The sequence below is a fragment of the Sphingobacterium suaedae genome, assembly GCF_042684625.1.
Taxonomy (GTDB): Bacteria; Bacteroidota; Bacteroidia; order Sphingobacteriales; family Sphingobacteriaceae; genus Sphingobacterium; species Sphingobacterium suaedae.
This window is the reverse complement of sequence record NZ_JBHULR010000021.1, coordinates 175,519-194,711: the sequence shown is the minus strand read 5'-3', so window position 1 is coordinate 194,711 and position 19,193 is coordinate 175,519. Positions and strand designations below refer to the sequence as shown.

The 19,193-nt window shown below is 42.4% G+C and carries 17 protein-coding genes; 9 read left to right on the top strand and 8 right to left on the bottom strand.

The window, feature by feature from the left end; translation table 11 throughout:
* Positions 1-16: 16 nt before the first annotated feature.
* From nrdE to ACFSR5_RS20145, 3 genes are read right to left on the bottom strand one after another with little or no spacing between them, the layout of a single operon-like run.
* Positions 17-2,122 (bottom strand): class 1b ribonucleoside-diphosphate reductase subunit alpha, encoded by a 2,106-nt coding sequence (nrdE, locus tag ACFSR5_RS20155; protein ID WP_380906364.1) that lies wholly within the window; start codon positions 2,120-2,122, stop codon positions 17-19.
* Positions 2,082-2,489 (bottom strand): class Ib ribonucleoside-diphosphate reductase assembly flavoprotein NrdI, encoded by a 408-nt coding sequence (gene nrdI / locus ACFSR5_RS20150; RefSeq protein WP_380906362.1) that lies wholly within the window; start codon positions 2,487-2,489, stop codon positions 2,082-2,084. The genes nrdE and nrdI overlap by 41 nt, the downstream gene beginning before the upstream one ends.
* 26 nt (positions 2,490-2,515) lie before the next feature.
* Positions 2,516-2,749 carry a thioredoxin family protein gene (locus ACFSR5_RS20145; RefSeq protein WP_380906360.1) on the bottom strand — a complete coding sequence of 78 codons (234 nt, stop codon included), beginning with the start codon at positions 2,747-2,749 and terminating at the stop codon, positions 2,516-2,518.
* A gap of 480 nt (positions 2,750-3,229) precedes the next feature.
* Between ACFSR5_RS20145 and ACFSR5_RS20140 the strand changes: the two genes are divergently transcribed.
* Entirely contained in the window at positions 3,230-5,632 is a 2,403-nt protein-coding gene (locus ACFSR5_RS20140; RefSeq protein WP_380906358.1) for a S9 family peptidase, read from the top strand.
* A gap of 85 nt (positions 5,633-5,717) precedes the next feature.
* Here ACFSR5_RS20140 and ACFSR5_RS20135 read toward each other — a convergent pair whose 3' ends face one another.
* Both ACFSR5_RS20135 and ACFSR5_RS20130 read right to left on the bottom strand, forming a co-directional pair.
* A complete protein-coding gene (locus tag ACFSR5_RS20135; RefSeq protein ID WP_380906356.1) occupies positions 5,718-6,236 on the bottom strand; it encodes a DUF2911 domain-containing protein in 519 nt (172 codons plus the stop codon).
* A gap of 119 nt (positions 6,237-6,355) precedes the next feature.
* Entirely contained in the window at positions 6,356-7,444 is a 1,089-nt protein-coding gene (locus tag ACFSR5_RS20130) for an acyltransferase family protein (RefSeq protein ID WP_380906354.1), read from the bottom strand.
* A gap of 196 nt (positions 7,445-7,640) precedes the next feature.
* Between ACFSR5_RS20130 and ACFSR5_RS20125 the strand changes: the two genes are divergently transcribed.
* Positions 7,641-9,179, top strand: coding sequence for a S41 family peptidase (locus tag ACFSR5_RS20125; protein WP_380906352.1), 1,539 nt, complete (start codon positions 7,641-7,643; stop codon positions 9,177-9,179).
* Positions 9,180-9,205: 26 nt separating this feature from the next.
* A complete protein-coding gene (locus ACFSR5_RS20120; protein ID WP_380906350.1) occupies positions 9,206-9,574 on the top strand; it encodes a hypothetical protein in 369 nt (122 codons plus the stop codon).
* 106 nt (positions 9,575-9,680) lie between these two features.
* Here the strand turns inward: ACFSR5_RS20120 and ACFSR5_RS20115 are convergent, their stop codons facing one another.
* The 3 genes from ACFSR5_RS20115 to ACFSR5_RS20105 are packed head-to-tail and all read right to left on the bottom strand — an operon-like array spanning position 9,681 to position 12,766.
* On the bottom strand, positions 9,681-10,886 hold the full coding sequence (locus tag ACFSR5_RS20115) for an OmpA family protein (RefSeq protein WP_380906348.1): 1,206 nt from the start codon (positions 10,884-10,886) through the stop codon (positions 9,681-9,683).
* A gap of 41 nt (positions 10,887-10,927) precedes the next feature.
* On the bottom strand, positions 10,928-11,101 hold the full coding sequence (locus tag ACFSR5_RS20110; RefSeq protein ID WP_380906347.1) for a hypothetical protein: 174 nt from the start codon (positions 11,099-11,101) through the stop codon (positions 10,928-10,930).
* 42 nt (positions 11,102-11,143) lie between these two features.
* Positions 11,144-12,766, bottom strand: a complete 1,623-nt coding sequence (locus ACFSR5_RS20105; protein ID WP_380906345.1) for a hypothetical protein — start codon at positions 12,764-12,766, stop codon at positions 11,144-11,146.
* Positions 12,767-13,389: 623 nt separating this feature from the next.
* Here ACFSR5_RS20105 and ACFSR5_RS20100 point away from each other — a divergent pair.
* The 6 genes from ACFSR5_RS20100 (at position 13,390) to ACFSR5_RS20075 (ending at position 19,171) form a co-directional block, all read left to right on the top strand.
* Positions 13,390-13,584 carry a hypothetical protein gene (locus ACFSR5_RS20100; RefSeq protein WP_380906344.1) on the top strand — a complete coding sequence of 65 codons (195 nt, stop codon included), beginning with the start codon at positions 13,390-13,392 and terminating at the stop codon, positions 13,582-13,584.
* A gap of 164 nt (positions 13,585-13,748) precedes the next feature.
* Positions 13,749-14,657 (top strand): DUF5106 domain-containing protein, encoded by a 909-nt coding sequence (locus ACFSR5_RS20095; protein WP_380906342.1) that lies wholly within the window; start codon positions 13,749-13,751, stop codon positions 14,655-14,657.
* Between the two features lie 20 nt (positions 14,658-14,677).
* Positions 14,678-15,814: an MraY family glycosyltransferase gene (locus ACFSR5_RS20090; protein ID WP_380906341.1), complete on the top strand. Its 1,137-nt coding sequence runs from the start codon at positions 14,678-14,680 to the stop codon at positions 15,812-15,814.
* A gap of 2 nt (positions 15,815-15,816) precedes the next feature.
* Positions 15,817-16,776 (top strand): NAD-dependent epimerase/dehydratase family protein, encoded by a 960-nt coding sequence (locus ACFSR5_RS20085; protein ID WP_380906340.1) that lies wholly within the window; start codon positions 15,817-15,819, stop codon positions 16,774-16,776.
* 9 nt (positions 16,777-16,785) lie between these two features.
* Complete coding sequence (locus ACFSR5_RS20080; RefSeq protein WP_380906338.1) at positions 16,786-18,318, top strand: lipopolysaccharide biosynthesis protein; 1,533 nt, start codon at positions 16,786-16,788, stop codon at positions 18,316-18,318.
* Entirely contained in the window at positions 18,308-19,171 is an 864-nt protein-coding gene (locus tag ACFSR5_RS20075; protein WP_380906336.1) for a polysaccharide pyruvyl transferase family protein, read from the top strand. Before ACFSR5_RS20080 ends, ACFSR5_RS20075 begins: the two co-directional genes overlap by 11 nt.
* Positions 19,172-19,193 lie beyond the last annotated feature (22 nt).

Here is a 19,193-nt window from a genome sequence, read left to right as displayed (position 1 = left end):
ATTTCCAGTGGGCCTGTTATGCGGAACAGGAGATACATTCTTCGACGGTCGATTTCCTTGTTCTGGTGTAGTATAAGGATTTCAGACCTAATTTATGCGCATAGATATAGTATTTCGCTAAATCTCTCGTAGAATCTTTTGAATTCGTATGAAGAATTGTCGAAACGCCTTGGTCAATATGCCGTTGTATAACCGATATCAGTTTTAGCACTTTGAACTGATCCATGTCGTAGGCCGATTTGAAGTAGAAGTAATTGTCGTTTGTCAAATAAGGCATAGGATAATAGGTCGTGCTGTCCCCGTATTCGCGCACTTCGATAATATCAACCACCGGCATAACAGAAGCTGTTGCATTCATAATGTAGGACGTCGACTGGTTCGGAGCGATAGCCAAACGGTAAGCGTGATAGATGCCATGTTCTTTCACCTGTGCTTTCAGGTTTTCCCAATCTTGACTTGTTGGAATATGTATGCCTTCAAACAGTTCTTTAATCTTATCGGTCGTCGGCGTGTATTCGCGGGATGTGTACCGGTCAAAGTAGGTTCCGTCCGCATAGGCTGATTTCTCAAAACCGGTGAACGTAGCTCCGCGCTCTTTCGCGATTTCCATAGAAGCTTCTAAGGAATAATAATTCATCATCATGAAGAATGTATTTGCGAAGTCAAGGGCCTCCGTTGATTCATACATGATAAAACTTTTCGCTAGGAACCCGTGTAAGTTCATCGCACCCAATCCAACGGAATGAAGTTCTCTATTTGCTTTCGCGATAGAAGGGACCATATCGATATTGGTCACATCGGTTACTACCGTCAACGCGCGCATCGCTGTCTTAACGGTTTCTTTGATGCGCTTATTATCCATGACCGTCGCGATGTTCAGGGAACCCAAATTACACGATATACCATATCGGATGGTATCTTCTTGTCCATAGATGTTAATGTCAGACACTTCGGACACTTGCATAATCTCGGTACATAGGTTAGAAAATTTTACTTTTCCAAGTCCGTTTAATGCATGGACTTTATTTGTGTTTTCTTTAAAGAAAATATAAGGATAGCCTGACTCTTTTTGGGTTTGCGCAATACGAACCAACAGATGACGTGCATTAATCTTCTTCTTTTTCACATTTGGATTCGTAATCAGTTCATCATACATGACGTCCATATCCAATTCATCGAGGTATTGGCCGTACTCTTGCATAACGGTATGTGGATAGATCAGATAGCATGCTTCGTCCTTCTCTGCAAGCTCCATGAATTTATCCGGTACAATGATGCCGATGGAAAGGGATTTAATACGTACTTTTTCGTCGACATTGATCTTTTTACAATCCAAGAATTCCTCGATGTCCGAGTGGAAAATGTTCAGGTATACGGCTCCAGCGCCTGGACGTTGGCCCAATTGGTTGGCGTAGGAGAAGGTATCTTCCATGATCTTCATAATGGGCAATACGCCACCGGCACGACCGTCGACTCCTTTTATGGCTTCGCCGCGTGCGCGGATTTTGGAAATATTAAACGAAACACCGCCACCGATAGAAGATAGCTTCATGGCCGAATCTACGGCATAACCAATACCGTTCAGGTTGTCACCGATCTCATCCAAAAAGCAGGAAACCAGCTCACCGGAACGTTTCTTACCAGCGTTCAAGAATGTCGGGGTAGCGGGTTGATATTCTTGATTGATCATGATTTCGGCGTACTCGATAGCTTTTTGTACACCCTCTTGGCGAGCCAAAAATAAAGACACTGCGACAACACGGTCTTCATAGCGTTCTAGGAATTTTTCACCAGAATCGTCGCGTAACGCGTAGCTTTGAAAAAATTTGAAAGCAGCCATGAAAGACTGAAAGCGGAATTTTTTCGCATATACAAAGTTGAATACTTCTTCTATTTGCTCGAAGGTAAACCACTCATAAAAGTCGATGTAATAGTTGTTTTCTATTAAGTAATCTATTTTTTCTTTGAGTGTATAAAAGAATACTGTATTCTTGTTTACATATTCCAAGAAATAGGCGCGCACAGCTTCTTTATCTTTGTGTAAGCTGTACTCGTCATCATGCTTAATCATGATCTCATTATTAAGCAATATCCAATTTTTTGCTACCTCGTTTGCTATCATTGTACTGGTGTTTAATTATGTCAATAAATTGATTAATATCTTCCATGGTGCCTGAAAGCTCGAATTTCATGGCTAATGGAACATCGTAATCTTCGGATACTTTGTCGGCGGCCAGCCCAAAGTTCTTTCCCCAATTTCTGTTTCCACTCGATGTCACCGAATAGATTTTGTGGGCATGATTATCCATAAACTGTTTTGTGTAATCCGGCACACATCCCAGTTTGGTGGTGTAGGTAATAAGATGTCCTGCCTCCGGGACATCTAAACCATCCTCTATTTTATGCGCGTGCCAACCGGTGATCTGTATCACTTTATGAATGAAACGCTGTACATTTCCCGTTTTCGAATCGTAATATAGATGAACCATATCTCGCTTGATTTGGGTGAAACTTATTAAAGTGCTATTGTGGCCAATTCTTCTGGTTTGAAACCAATGATGCGTTGTTGAACTTCTTCATTGTCTAGAACAAGAACAGTAGGAACAGTCCTGATTTTAAACTTAGCTGCTAAATCAGGCTGATCAAAAGGATTAACCGTTTCATAGCGGATACCTTTGTTATCTAAGTACGCTGACACTTGTGCGCATGGTGCACAGTCATTTTTTTCGAATTTAATGATTCTTGCCATGTTGTTGTTAAGTTTAATTTGCGGTGCGGGTTATCTCCCGCAACCTAGAAGTTAAAAACACGAAACTTGGAGCAGATGTGCATCTCAAGCCTAACAAATATCCAATATTTTAATTCGGAGTGGGAGTGATACTTTTCCACATGCCGCGGAAAACTTGGGAATAAACCGCCTTCCCTGCTTGTTTTTTAATGTAAAATACTGAGCAACAGTTTGTGATAAGAATGTTGAAAACTTTAAAAAGGCCTTTGTGGCCGAAATTCTACGGTAAAAATACAGTAAAATTTTAGGTGTTTATAATGTGGAAAACTGATTGAATTTTGACGGATTTTTCCTTCCTTCTGTGGGTGAAGGTGTTGGTGTTTTGTCAACCGGCGTTCGCCTGTTATCCCCCCCGGATACGCCCCGATCCGGAGGGAATACCAAGCAGCGTATGTACAGATTTATTAAATAATGTTTATTTTAGCAGAAACTAACACATATATGAAACTATTCTTTAACCTTTTACTTTTTTTATCCCTGCTTAGCTGCGTACAAGCGCAGGAGAGTATCACTTTTCAGAAGCCTTCCGCAGAGATTTTGCAACTAGCGGATTATCAGCGTCCGCCCAGCGTCAGTATGAGTCCGGACGACCAGTGGCTGATCTTATCGTACAGGCCTACCTATAAGGGGCTGGATGAATTGAACCAGCCCGAGGCCCGCCTCGGCGGTTTACGCATCAATCCGGTCACGAATATAAGTGGAGCGACAGTCTATATGAATAATTTAAAGGTTAAACGCTTTGGGGCAGAAAAAGAGACGCAGATAAACGGGCTTCCAAGCCCTGCGAAAATAGCCAATTTGGGATTTTCTCCGGACTCGAAACACCTCGCATTCACGCATACCACTGCCAAAGGAGTGCAGCTTTGGGTGGTCGATCTGCAATCTGCAACGGCAAAACAAATTACCGACGACGATTTAAATGCCAGTATGGGGACGCCCTATAGCTGGTTTCGAGATGGACAACGATTGTTAATAAGCAAGCTGCCCGCGGGCCGAGCGGATCTGATTGATACCGAAAAAGCGCTCCCTAAGGGGCCAACGGTTTCCACGAGTGGTGGGCAAGTGTCTCAATTGAGAACGTATCAAGACTTGTTAAAAACGCCCCAGGATGAGACGAATTTCGAGACACTCACTGCCTCCGAATTATACCGTGTCGACTTAAACGGGCAGCAATCCAAGATCTTAGATGCGGCGATATATACACAACGGTCGTTTTCGCCAGACGGGAAGTACGTGTTGGTGACCACCTTGAGCAGACCTTTTTCGTATGTGGTGCCTTTTTATAACTTTCCGCAAAAAACTTCGGTGTACGATACGGATGGTAAATTGATCCGTGTCGTTAATGAAACGCCCTTGATTGAGGTGATGCCTAAAGGTTTCTCCTCGACACGAAAAGGAAAACGCAATATGAGCTGGCGAAACGACCTACCATCCTCATTGGTTTATGTGGAGGCTTTGGACGAAGGAGATGCGGCTAAGAAGGTGGAGTTTCGCGACGAGATTTTCTCGTGGGATCTACCTTTTACGGAAGCCCCCGTGTCTTTAATGAAAATCACCGATCGGTATGCGGGAATTATTTGGGGAGACAAAGAACACGCGCTCGTCTACACACGCTGGTATGATACGAGGAATGAAAAAATATTTCTTTTAAATCCATCAACAAAAGAAAAGAAACTGGTTTCCGAGCGCAATTCGCAAGATGTGTACAGTGACCCCGGAAGCGTACATATGGAACGCAACGAATTTGGAGCGTACGTTATGCTTGTAAAAAATAAAAAAACGTATTGGATTGGTGATGGCTATACAAAAGACGGACAATTTCCGTTTGTAGAGGAACTGGAATTCGGGAGCTTAAAGAAAAAGCGGCTGTACACCTCCCAAGTGAAGGGCAAGAAAGAAGATATATCTGCTATTTTGGATGTGGATAAAGGGGATATTTTGGTATCCCTGCAGTCGCCCACAGACTACCCGAATTATTACACGAAAAATATGAAATCGGGAAAAGCGATTGCCTTGACGCAGCTTGAAAATCCGTTCAAAGGGCTTGATGGTGTACATAAAGAGGTGATTCATTATAAACGGAAGGACGGTGTAGATCTAACCGGGACGCTTTATCTGCCGGCAGGATATGATAAGGCCAAGAAGGAGAAACTTCCATTACTGATCTGGGCTTACCCTACCGAATACAAGGATAAACAGACGGCCGGGCAAAATACCGCTAATCCGAACGAATTCACCTATCCGTCCTACGGGTCATTTGTGTATTGGGTAACCAAAGGGTATGCCGTGCTGGATGATGCTGCTTTTCCAATTATTGGTGAAGGTACTACCGAACCAAACGATACATTTATCGAACAATTAGTAGCCAATGGGGAGGCTGCTATTGATGCAGTGGATAAACTGGGTTATATTGATCGTACCAAAGTCGGTGTAGGGGGGCACTCCTATGGGGCGTTTATGACAGCGAACCTCTTGACACATTCGAAGTCGTTCGCGGTCGGTATAGCCCGATCGGGTGCTTATAATCGTACCCTAACACCATTCGGTTTCCAATCGGAACAACGCAACTACTGGGATGTACCGCAGGTGTACAACACTATGTCACCTTTCATGCATGCCGACAAAATGAAAACCCCGATGCTGCTGATACATGGGGCAGCGGATAATAACCCGGGTACGTTTACCTTACAGACAGAGCGTTACTTTCAGGCGCTGAAGAATCTCGGGGCGCCCGTTCGCATGGTGCTGCTCCCTTTTGAATCGCACGGGTATGCATCGGAAGAAAATATTCTGCATACATTGTGGGAACAGGATCAGTTTCTAGAGAAATATTTAAAGCATTAACGATTTCGATACGCATAAAAAGAGTCTTTGTTTTTCAAAGACTCTTTTTTGTACGTGTATCTTTTTTCCGTTGGAAGTACTCGTTTTATTGAGCAGCTTTCACGTGAAAAGGGATGGTGTAGGTTCCCCATGTAAGGGTGACCGTTCCGTCTGCGGATGCGGATATCGTGAACTGCTCCTGCGAGGTTTCGCTTGTTCCGTTAGAGACGTCGACACGCAAAGCATCTTGTGCTTGGTCGTATTTCGTACCCCATTGATTCCATGTTTTGTTGAAGATGAGCGTGGTTTGTTGTTCGCCAGGAATAGAATATAAGCTATACTTACCGGCGGGTAGCTTTTTGCCTTCGATCGTTACATCTTTGTCCACAGCAAATGTAGTCGCTTCATTGGCTCCTGTTCGCCACACTTTGCCTGCCTCTGCGATATCAACTCCCAACTGACGGCCTTTTAACGACGGTTTGCTGTAATGGATATCTATGGTTATCCCGTCTGTGGTAGTTACATTCACACTGTCTGGTGGGCTCGGTCTTTTGCTTTTGTCGGTCTGTCCAAAGCTGAAGGAGCAGATCATGGTCAATAAAAATAGGATGCTTGTTGCTTTCATGTTTTTTCGTTTAAATACGTCTGTTTAGCATAACAGCAAAACGGTGTTTTTGTTTTTTTAGTATAATCGGTTAAGCCAGCTTTTGTTGAAGTACTCTTTTACTTGCCTCCTACGCTTTACTACTTTGGCAATCGGCCGCCTAAGCTTATCGTGAATATTGACGGGATTATTTTGAGTAGGAGTTTAAATAAAATTGAGCAAATAATAATACATAAAAACGGAATAATAAAATAACCAGCCAATTGTCCCCAACCGGATCCGAATAATGATGAATTATAGAACGCGCCTTTTAACCAATTTATAATATAAATTTCATGAACGACATAAATGAAAAACGCCAAGGAGCTTCTTTCGTAAATCCATTTGGGTAGCCGATCTGCCTTGACCAGTTCATGAAAAAGATGTAAAGTGGTTGCGACGCCAAAGACAATAAATAGACGGACCAGGTATTCGTGGTTCTCCTTGCCGTTTTGACTAAGGGCCGCAAACAAAAATACCAATGAAAGCACAAGTGATGGTACTTTTATACGGTCAAATAGATATAGGAAGTCGATGCGGTTGATCGCAAAGTAAGCTCCTACAGAAAAAAAGAATAGCGCAGTTGTACTGACACCCGTAATCGGAAGTTCCCAAACAAATAGGTATGCAATGCCCAGGATTAGCAATCCGTACCATCGTGTATACCGCATCAAGAGAAAGATGCACGGTGATAACAGCATCATACATACAAGGTCTCTGATATACCATAACGGAAAATTGATCGGCATTCCCCAAAAAAGCTGGTATATCGATGTCTCAAAAAAGCCGTTATAGCCTTCTTCGGCAGGTTTGCCGATCTTAAGGAATAACATATTTTTTAGGAATATTGCGGCGATCAAAAGCGAATTCCAAATAAGGTACGGCACCAAAAGCGTCTTCAGTTTTTTCTTAATGCTTTCGAGATAAAATTGCTGAAAGGAGCCAGCTAACCTATTGAAAAAATAATAGCCAGAAATTAAAAAATAACATCGTACCGAAATTTTTGCAATGTGGTGGGAAAATAGTTCAGAAATTAACACATAGATATGATGGCTATCCATTTTCCATGCGATAACGGGGGAGGAAAATGGTACAAGATGTGCTATGACAACAAAAAAGATCAAAGGCAAGCGAAGCGAATCGATTACTTTAGACAATTCTTGTTTTTTATTTGATGAGATTTTATCCATGTATACGAAATGTATCACGTGTCTAAATTAAACATTTAGTTAAAAAGAGGTGTGAAATCCCATTGATTGTGCCAGCCCTCTTGTGTATTTGTAGAGGCTATGCTACATGACTGAAGGGAGCGGTGTTAAAAATGTACAAATATGCGTTTATTTATATTTTCCATAGTATCTTCGTATTCGGTGTAAATTACCCTATATGAGAGCAGTTAGATATATCGGTTACGCGTGTTTTGCCGTTTTGATGATCGCGTGTAAAAAGGAGATCGACAAACCCGAGCCAGAACCCGAGCCGGAACCTCCCGAAATCACTGACCAGCAGGTGATTCGCGAAGGGATTTATGATTATTATAATAAATACTCGTTGTGGACAACCTCTATTGACGACTTAGAAGGCGATGTATTGCGCACGTTTACAGCGCAGTATACCAGTTATAATGGATTGTTGTCTGCCCTGAAGGAAAAGACACCGGCGTATTCCTTTGCCGCGTATACGTATTTGGATGTTAATCCCGGTACCCACTACGATCGTTACTCTTATCTCGTCGACGATAATACGTCGAGCGGTCAGGTCAGTCGAGCAGATGGTTTACGTATGGATACGAATGAAGGGTACGGAATGTATACGGGATGGGTGATCGTTGATGAAGCGAACCGAAAGGCTTTGCCGGTGCTCTACTTTGTGGAGGGCGGATCACCGGCGGCCGTGGCAGGTATAACACGGGGAACAAAAATATTGGCGCTCAACGGTGATTCTGATATGCAGGTTTCGTACACCTGCTCGGGCGGGAGTTGCTCCGTGAGTTCTGCTGATCACCTGGCGTTCCAGACGAAATGGAATAATGCCTTGGCGGGTAGCAGCATGGAATTAACAGTACAGAACGTTGATGGAAAACAACGTGAACATACGTTGACGTCTATCACGTACGATATCGATCCCATATTGGCGGATACCGTGTATGCGGATAGAAAAGTGGGGTATTTTGCGTTTTCGTCTTTTGAGGAGACAGACCCAAATACCGTTAATCGAAGTAACTTTGAAGCTATTTTTGATGATTTCGAACAAGCAGGTATTCAATCGCTTATCGTTGATATGCGCTATAATACCGGGGGGTATGTAAATACAGCAGAATATTTGGCAAATAAAGTTATCGGGCCTGGAGGTAATGGAAAAGTGATGTTTACCTATGAAGTGAATGATTACTTGAAGCCGTACACCATCAACGCTGGTGATGGACTGGATTTTCGTCCGGTTAAATTTGCTAGGGACAATAGCCTGGCTTTAGAGGCGGTTTATTTTATCGTGACCGAGCAAACGGCGTCTGCGGCCGAACTGCTCATTAACGCGCTGAAGCCGCATATGAAGGTAGTTTTGGTTGGAGAAACGAACCGTACATATGGCAAACCTGTTGGTTTTTTTGAACAAGAGATTCGGTCGAATCAGCTGAAGGTATCGCTTTGGGCAACCTCCTTTAAGACGAAAAACGCAGCCGGAGAAACAGATTATTGGAATGGGTTATCTGTCGATGTCGATAAGATGGCTGTGGATCGAATCGGTCGGAACTTTGGGGATCCTACGGAAGATATGATTGCGAAAACGTTGCAATTGATTGCGGGGACTACGGCGAATAAGGCGACTGTTGTGCGCGTCGGGGCCAAATCGTCGACGCTATCAGGTAAATTCGATTTCGTGAATAAGCCGACGGAAAAAAACATGTTGAAAAAACGGAAACAATAGCTATTCCGGATCGATAACCTGTCCTGATGGATGCATTTAATGACTATGTGGAGGCTCTTTGTTGTAGAGAAGAAAGCGGGCAACGGTTGCCTTTGGCAGACGAATTGAACATGCTGCGCGCATCGTTGTCGATGGAAGCGATCCAATTTTTGCAGAGGCGACTCCACTTGCTTTTTGCAGACGAGCATCCAGATCACAACACGTGTTTTATTGCACATAACGAAGGGATTCGGGATGACTATAAATCCGTGTTCCGTGTGCAAGATATTTTTTATTGCTTGATTGCAATTGCTGCCCAGAAAGCTGACCTGATGTCCTCCAAAGAACGTATACCTGCTGATCGAAATATGTTTTGGAAATTGGTGGCTCAAGGCCAGGTTTATTGGGAAACGTAGATCGTGGAACGGCTAGATAACCAAAAAAAGAATCCCCGCTATCCATCAAGGTGTAGCGGGGATTCTTTTTTATGTAATGTTTAAATTTTTCTCGATAACAAGAAGCCTATTTTGCAATCGTGATCACCGCTCGGCTTAAACGAGGATCGTTGTAATACATATTCTCGACCCCACCTTCGTGTGAGATCTCCAGTTGACTAGGTGACACACCAAACTCTCTGACGAGCACTTGATAAATTGCTTCAGCTCGTGCTTTACTGAGTCTATCGTTTATGGTTGGCGTTCCCGTTCCTTTATCTGCATAGCCGGTAACTTTGTAAACAATGTCGCTGTTTCCTTCCCTAATAGTTTTGGCAAAGAATCCTAGATTTACACGGGCCTCATTGCTTACATTGCTGCTGTTGATGGGGAATGTTACTAAAATTGGAGCCGCTAATATTCGTTGTTCAACTTTGATTTCCGTTATCGTTTTATCGCCCGCTTCTTGTAGCTGTTTGCGCAGTGCGTCGTTGTCGGCCGCCAGCTGGGCAACCTTATCCCGTAAGTTTTGTAGTATGGCCTCGTCATAACTAATAATCGTTGTCGAACTCTTCTCCCATTTTCGTTTGTTAAATTTATAAGCGACACCGATGTGGGTGCTTAATATACCTTCGTTCCGACGTCCACCAATTTCTCCGTCGAACCGGTCGTTGACCATCCCGCCACGAACATCTAGCGTTAAATCAATGGCATTGGAAAGCCTAAACGTATTAAAAACCCCTAAGTTAGCACTGATCTCACGCTCGATAGGTTCGTCTGTGCTGACCATCCAGCCTAACCCTACGTATGGACTAATGGTGTAAAAGCGATTTTCTTTATATCCGGCAAGAATGTTGCTCAGATTAAACAGGACGTCACCGTGTAAGTGGTAATAATTAAATTCTTTATTGTATAGCCAATACCCTTCCCAAGGCTTTCCGTCGTAACGTTCCCCGGTAGAATGTGCTCCGTTTTGTGTAACCCCTTTGATTTTAAAACCGTTGACGCCGAGTCTGACGCCAACCCCCGGTGTAAACCATTTTCCTATGTTGATTTCGTAATTGGGAGTCAGCTTTTCAGAAAACTTCATTTGTTTATTGTGATCTCCAAAGTATACCTGAAAGCCGGCTCCGCCGGTAACGTACCAGTTGTCGAAGAATCGATTTGTAAAAACGCTGTACTTATCGTCATTGTAAGTTATTGTCGTGTCACGTTTGATCGTAGGATCGGTCTGTGCTTTGGTTAGTCCTTGCATAAATAAACCGCAAGCCAGCAGAAAAAGAAATTTATTCATTTTAAGTCGTTAGTTTTAGTTGTTGTTGTGCTACCTCTTTATTACCAGTCAATTGTACGGGAGTCATCTGGAAGAACTTTCCATTCTTCATAGACCTGTCCGTTCGTATTCTCCGGTTTTACAATTGCAGATCCTGCTGCAATACCCTGCTCCATTTCTATCGCAACAGTAATTATGCTAGGAGCGTTGTAGTCGTATTTGTGATCGTTATTCATGTTAAATGTTCTAATGGAAATTTGCCTACCTGTCTAAGACGATTAATTACAAGATATTTTCTTTCTTCCGGAACCTGTCCCGACGATAATCGTTTGTCCATCAACAAGCTGAGTTACTTTGACGCTGTGTGTCGTGCCATTGGGCCAAGGCACCGTATTGAAATACGAGCCCGTTCCGAACATCTCCAATTCGTACAGTGGCCCTCCGGACTTTTTGGCGCCATACATGGTTACCTGGCCAGTGCGACTAATGACGACTTTAATTAGAGGGTTTGCGGTAGTACCTTTCAATGTCCAGATAGGTTCAATATTTGTTCCTCCTTCGGTGTTCGTACCCTGATAAAGACTTTTATCTTTGAAGCGAATATTTTGCGCAGAAGATCCATTGGATTGGAATTGTATTTCTTTGGAAGCTAGTTTCGTTCCATTAACTACCATATTAAAGGCATTGTCTAGCTCAGTAATATCAAACACGAATCCGTAGTCAGCTCCAGGAGCAGTAAAAGACTTTTCGATGGTACCGCCGTTAGCGACAAAGGTTCCATTGAACCAGATGCCCTGTTTTCTGTTGTATGTTGCTTCCGGATAACGCCAATTTAAGCCTCCATCGCTCGTGACATTTTGAGTGCATGTCTTGAAATTTAGATTAAGCGTGTATTTGTGGCCAGGTGTAATTTTTAATCCCGAGATTAATAGGTTTGTTTTTGTTTCTCCATCGATCGTGATACTTCCAAAGTTAAGTTTTCCGTTTGCTTCCGTAGGATGGATCAGTAGTGTCGGCTGACTAGTTAGCGAGCGAAGGCCCGTGCCCAGCTTGGGAAACGTGACTGACGCCCCAGCATTATTCAAGCCCGAATAGGTTAATGTGCCATCTGATACTTTGTACGAGGCGCTGTAATGAGTAGGTCTTATGACAGGGTTAAGTACGCTGGTGATGGCACCAGTCATATTGATGTCCATCGTGATGTTGGTCGTTATTTCACTGTATAAATGGGATAAAACAACATTTAGAAAATTCTGTCCATCGACTAGTTTCTGTGTGGTCGTAAAATACATCAAATCGGCGCTTATATTATTTAGTACCGCTGTACTCCATTTGTTTTTATTGTCTATATTAGGTGTAGTGGTGGTGCTATTGATGGAGTAGGCTACAAACGTGTAGGTTTCTCCAGCGTTTAGCTTCATGGCGGTGGCATCTGTTGTTTTCGTTCCGGCTGTGAATGTTTGTTCTGTCACATAGTTTCCTTGTTGGTTATACACAATTACTTGATACTTCACGCCATCATCCAATGTTGTGCGATCGGTAATTGCTGTTGTCGACTTGTTTGTAGAGGCCTTCAATACGAATGGCCTAGCACTAGCCAACGCATTGTCTGTCAAGGAAACGTTGATGGCGCACCCTTCACTAAAATTTACATTTGTCGTTTGTGTCTCGGTGCTAACTGCAGAACTACGCATCGTAGAAGATATGCTGCTTTTTTGATTGGTTGAAGAATTTGTTTCTACAGATGTCTGAACACCTAAAAGATTTACAGTAACGGAAGCATCGCCCGCTGTTATTATGTTTTCTTCTTTGTCTTTACAACTTTGCATACTTAGGATAGATAGCAAAAAGATGCTCGCGTATACCAGTTTATTTAGTCCCTTGACATGTTTCAGTTTCATTTCGAAAAAGGTTAATTATTTACATTTCAATTGTCGTTCCTGATGTTTATTTATCGAAGCTTACCTGTCGCTTAATGGCTGTTGAAACGATTGCATTACTCATGCGTATTTGTGCATGATGTTATTCTTTAATGCTGACAAATGTAGACACTTTATTAGTCAAACAAATGTATTGGTGGTTATATATTTGTTTTTGTAGAAAATAAACTACATAGTGTTGTGTTTTAATGAAAGGTCCGGGTGTATGTAGTGGTTCCTTGTTTTTTTTCTCTTATTTCTTCTGTTTTTTAATTAAATTTATCTTTTGTGTATTTTAGGTTGTTTAGAGAAATGTTTTTTATTTTCTTTTCTTTTTCTTTTTTAGAATTGGTTCTTTGTAGATTTCTGATTGGTTAAACTAATTTTTTTGTAGCGGATCTGCTACATAGGTAAACCCTCGGTGTCTCGCTCGGTGGGCGCCCAAAAATTATTTAACGTATACGGCCTAACCGGGAAATCATGCACGGTAGCTTCTTGAGGAGGATAGCCATTTTCTACCGTGTAGGCTAAGCGCCACAATTATAATTTGCATTTTTTATGTCCCTCTGTGTTTTAATACATTTGAAGCAATTTTACTCAAGCTGATGAAAAAGGGTCTGCGTTACAAACAAAAAAGTAAGAGAGAGATTCTTGAGATTTTATTCAAAATAGCCGGAGGCCAATTATTACTCGAAGAAGCAATAGAGGAATTTGGCGTTTCTAAGTCAACAATGATCCGGTGGTTACGAAAATACAAACAAGAATTGGAAGACTATTTTGTTCAAAAGAAAGGAAAATAACTGCACTGATATCTGATTATGTTATGCGAAACTTCTTGTTCTGTTTGTCCTTGTGGATAAAGGGCTACAAATAATAAAGTTCTGGCTATTCCCTGCCAAATTCTGCTGAGTGATCTATTACTTTTGCAGAAATACCGTAAAAAAATACTAAATACAAAATCGTCATGAAACTATCGCATATCAGTTTGGCGCTATCGGGGCTTCTACTTTTGGCGTATTGTAGCGCAGGAAAAAAGAATGAGGAGAGTATTTCTATGCGATCTCACGTTGTGGTGGAGCAAGAGCGAGAGGAAGAATTATCGCGGTTGAGGGCTGATTGGAGCGGATATGATTTTCAAAAGACGGATCTCGCTCAATTGCCCGCATATTTCGAGCCTAAAATTGTTTCGTTTATCGAAAAATTAAAACCGTTGACGAGCACAGAAAGTAATACGGCTATAAAAACGCTGTTAGATAGTGCTTCTCAAAATAAAGAAATATATACTTACTTTATAGAAACGTTTGGCAACTACTTGTATGATGCCAATTCCGTCTTACGTAATGATGCATATTATGCCGCTGTGCTGGAACATGCGGTGGCTTCCCCATGGATGGATCCTGACAAGAAGACAACATATCGTAACATGCTTGATCTGGTCCGAAAAAATATGCCGGGCATGCATGTCGCTGATTTTGCTTTTATCAACAAAGACGGTGCCCAGCGGCGCTTTTATGAGCTGAATGGTGAACCTCGTCTGTTGATATTATATGATCCAGTTTGTGCACCGTGTAGCGAAGTGATCCAGCAGGTCGCCAAATCACAATCGTTGGCAACATGGGTGGATCATGGCACATTGAAAGTGATCGCTGTGAGTCCGGTAGGTGACCTTCGGCACTGGCAAGCTTATCAAACAAATTTGCCAAGAAAGTGGGTAAACGGATTTGATGTTTCAGGAACGATCGTGCAAGAAAGGTTGTTCGACTTGAAAATGTTCCCGACATTTTATTTAATCGATGAAGGGAACCATGTCGTTCTAAAAGATACCGACCTACAGGAAGTTTTAAGTTATATGCAATTCAATAGTAAACAGTAGGAATACCTCACGCCGTTCTCATGGATTTAATCGTACTTGTTTTAGTTCCTTTTATTATTGCTGTGTTCTTAAGCAGGATGATGATCCCTGTGATTCTTTTTATTACCTATAAAAAACGACTTTTTGATCCGATAGATGCCAGAAAATTACATCAGCGCATTGTGCCTAGGTTGGGCGGGGTAGCATTTACGCCTATACAATGTTGTCTATTTGTCATCACACTGGTGATTGCCATCAAGGTGCTCCATATGGATATTGGCCTGGAGACCTGGGCGATTCTGCCGCATTTTATGGTATTGGTATGTGGACTGGTGATTTTGTTTATCGTAGGAATAGCGGATGACTTGGTGGGTGTGAATTATAAAGTCAAATTTGTGGCGCAGGTGTTGGTTGCATCTCTTTTTCCTATTTCAGGCTTGTGGATTAATGATTTATATGGACTGGGATTTGTGACGTCGCTGCCTCCATTAATCGGGATGTCCCTAACGATTTTTGTGGTCGTGCTGATCATCAATGCGATCAACCTCATCGATGGTTTAGACGGGCTTTGTTCTGGCGTTGTAGGCTTGGGATGTCTATCATTAGGGGTATTGTTTATGTACTACGGCGCTTGGTTTCATGCATTGTTTGCTTTTATTACAGCAGGCGTATTGATTCCTTTTTTTTACTTCAATGTGTTTGGTGTAACCAAACGACAACGGAAAATTTTTATGGGGGATACGGGGAGTATGACGTTGGGGTACTCTATTGCTTTTTTGGCGATCAGTTTTGCTATGAATAACTACTTCATAAAACCGTTTACAGATGGTGCTATTATCGTCGCCTTTTCGACATTGATTGTCCCGGTGTTTGATGTTGCTCGTGTAATGTATGTTCGTTGGCACGATAAAAAGCCTTTATTTCATCCCGATAGAAATCATTTGCATCATAAATTTTTACGGGCAGGAATGTCGCATCAAAGTGCTATGGTTGTGATCCAGGCGCTTGCGTTATTGTTCTTCCTCTTCAACATGGTGGCGGTACAAGTGATAAGCAACAATATTGTTGTTATATTAGATGTCCTGCTGTGGGTTGTTTTTCATCAGATTTTCAATGAGCTGGAAAAACGAAAGGTCTTTGTGAAACATTCCGGTCACTTATCTATCAAAAATTCTTAATTATGAAATTAGCCGTCTTGGGAGGTTCCGGATTTGTTGGGACAAAATTCATCACATTGATCCGTCAAACAACTGCTTATCAAATTATTAATGTAGATAAACAGTCCAGCGCCGTACATCCGGATATTACGATCCTAGCAAATGTATTGGACAAACTTGCACTGATCGAACAGTTGAAAGGTATAGATGTCGTTGTCCTGCTTGCTGCAGAACACCGTGATGATGTGACACCTGTTTCTTTGTATTATGATGTGAATGTGCAAGGCATGCGGAACACCCTAGAAGCTATGGAGCACAATGGTATAACACGCATGGTATTTACAAGCTCTGTTGCTATATATGGGTTGGACAAGCATAATCCGGATGAACATGCGCCTTCCGATCCGTTTAATCATTACGGTAAGAGTAAGTGGCAAGCCGAGCAGGTGTTACAAGCTTGGTATGAAGCGCATACTGATTGGAACATTAACATTATCCGGCCGACGGTGATTTTCGGCGAAGGCAATCGAGGCAACGTATTTAATTTGCTGAATCAAATAGCGAATGGTAGATTTATGATGATAGGCAAAGGTAATAATCAGAAATCGATGTCGTATGTCGGAAACATTATTGCTTTTATGGCCTTTCTTATTCAAGAGAAAACATCAGGCTATCGGGTGTACAATTACGGAGATACGCCGGATCTTACGACGAATGATTTGGTCTACTATACAGGAAGGATATTGAAAAAGCAAATACCAACCGTACATATACCGTATTGGCTGGGGATGATTGGCGGGTATGGATTTGATGTATTGGCATTTATCATGGGAAGAAAGTTGAACATTAGTTCTGTTCGTGTAAAAAAATTTTGCGCTGTGACAAAATATAACGCCAACAAGGCCATGCGCTCCGGTTTTGTGCCACCTTACACGCTGGAAGAAGGGTTAACGAGAATGTTGGACGAAGAGTTTGCGAAGTAATACGTTAAGATGAGCGGATCGACTAGCCATAGAGTAGCAAAGAACACCTTGATTTTGTACGTTCAGGTTGTCGTTGGGCTCCTCGTGGGCCTGTACACGTCGCGCATTGTATTACAAACCTTGGGCGTAGAGGATTTTGGGATCTACAATGTGGTGGGGGGAGTCATTACTTTTTTCGGATTATTGAATTCCGCGATGTCTTCATCTACGAGTAGGTACCTGACCTTTGCCTTAGGACGTCAGGACATAGAGCTTTCGAAAACCTATTTTGGGGTAAGCCTATTTGTGCATTTCGTCATAGCGGTATGTATTTGTTTGGTTGCAGGACCGATTGGAACGTGGTTTATCGAACATCGTATGGTGATTCCGGATGATCGATTGGACGCAGCGTTCTGGGTGTTTTATTGCTCAATAGCCACGACTTTCCTAGCGATCGTCAATGTACCACTAGGAGCGACCATTATTGCACACGAAAAGATGGGTTTTTTGGCCTATTTTTCCATTGCCGACACCTTGCTCAAGTTAGGTGGTGTTTTGGTGTTGCAAGTTGTTGGAGCCGACAAGTTGAAGGCGTATGCCCTGATCCTTTTGACCGTTCAAGTCATAGGTCAGGTAGTTTATTGGACCTATTGTTATCGGAATTTTATGGAGGCAAAGACAGGCATGGTTTGGAATAAACGGGTGGTTAAAGAGATGACATCTTTTGCTGGTTGGAGTTTGATCGGGGACTCTGCCGTGGTACTTTTTACCGAGGGTGTGAACCTATTGCTAAATATATTTTTTGGAGCGGTAGTCAATGCAGCCCGAGGTATTGCCGTGCAAGTACAAGGCCTGCTCATGCGATTTGTTGCCGGCTTCCAAACAGCGATCAACCCACAAATAACGAAAAGCTACGCAGGGAATGATCTGGCTTATATGCATAAATTGATTTATACGAGTTCAAAGTATTCGTTTTTTCTCATGCTTCTGCTTTCTCTACCTATTTTTTTGGAAGCGAAGGTTGTGCTTTCCATATGGCTTGGTACGGTACCTGAATATACTGTGGAGTTTCTGCGGTTTATGTTTGTTATATCTCTAATCGATTGTCTGGCAAATCCGTTGGTATTATCTGCGAAGGCTACCGGACGAATACGACAGTATCAATTGATCCTGGGTACATTGCTTCTGACCATCGTACCGATTTCCTATCTGTTTTTGAAATCGGGTTATTCACCATTGATTGTTTTTTGGGTACATCTGATAATTGTTTTAATCGGTCAAGTTGCTCGTGTATTATTGATCAGACGGCTTATAAACTTGTCTGTGCGCCAATATATGTCGAACGTCGTTTGGCCTTGCCTAGGTGGAATGATCGTTTCTGCGATTTTTCCAGTGATTTGTTATTTATCGTTAACGCCTTCTATCGTCCGGCTGCTATCAGTCGGCGCCCTAACCGTTTTCTCTACTGCATCTTATGTGTACTTTGTCGCCATGGAACATAGGGAAAGAAGTTGGGTTAAAAATTTAGTGTTTATGAAAAAAATGTCTCTCCATGAAGATTAACCTTATATACTGGAACGCTCCTAATTATGGAGATGCGTTAAGTCCTCGTTTGGTCGAGGAGTTGACTGGAGGGGTTGTACAATTTAAAGATATTACACTCTCGCGTGGTAAACGGATGAAAGCGCTTTTGACGGGCGATCGTCCCATTATACGAACCATACTGTTCCCGCATCAAGAGGTGTATGGGGTGATAGGTTCTATTTTGAGTTGGATGCCCAAAAGAGCAAAGGTTTGGGGGGCGGGTTTTATGAACGAGCACGACTCCTTCGCTGGGGGCGATGTCTATGCCGTGCGCGGAAAGCTTACGGAACAAAAGTTGATCGACCTGGGCGGGAATGCTTGCGGCATATATGGTGATCCGGCCCTGTTATTGCCACTTTGGTTGGAAGGAAGCTCTGAAAAATCGACAGAAATTGCGTTGATTCCGCATTGGAAAGAGGTAGATTATTTTAAAGATAAGTATGGTGACAACTACGCAATTATTGATTTTCGTAGCAAAGATGTAGAACGTATCACGAGCGAAATCGCTGCGTGTAGATACATTTTATCGAGTTCATTGCACGGATTGATCGTCGCGCATGCGTACGGTATTCCCGCTCTTTGGATCAAGCACGGCTACATCGACACAGATGGATTTAAATTTCACGATTATTTTAGTTCTGTGGATATTCCCCTTTATAACGGGTTTTCAAATATCGACGAGATATTGTCGGACGTGACCCATTGGCGACAACTGTTTGAAGAGCACAGCTCCTGTTCAAAAATCAATCGGTCGCTGAAAGAATTGCAGACAGATTTGTTGAAGGCCGCTCCTTTTGCGCTACAAGCTAAATATAAGAACTATGCCGTGTAGCAATGCCGGATGTTGAATCAAT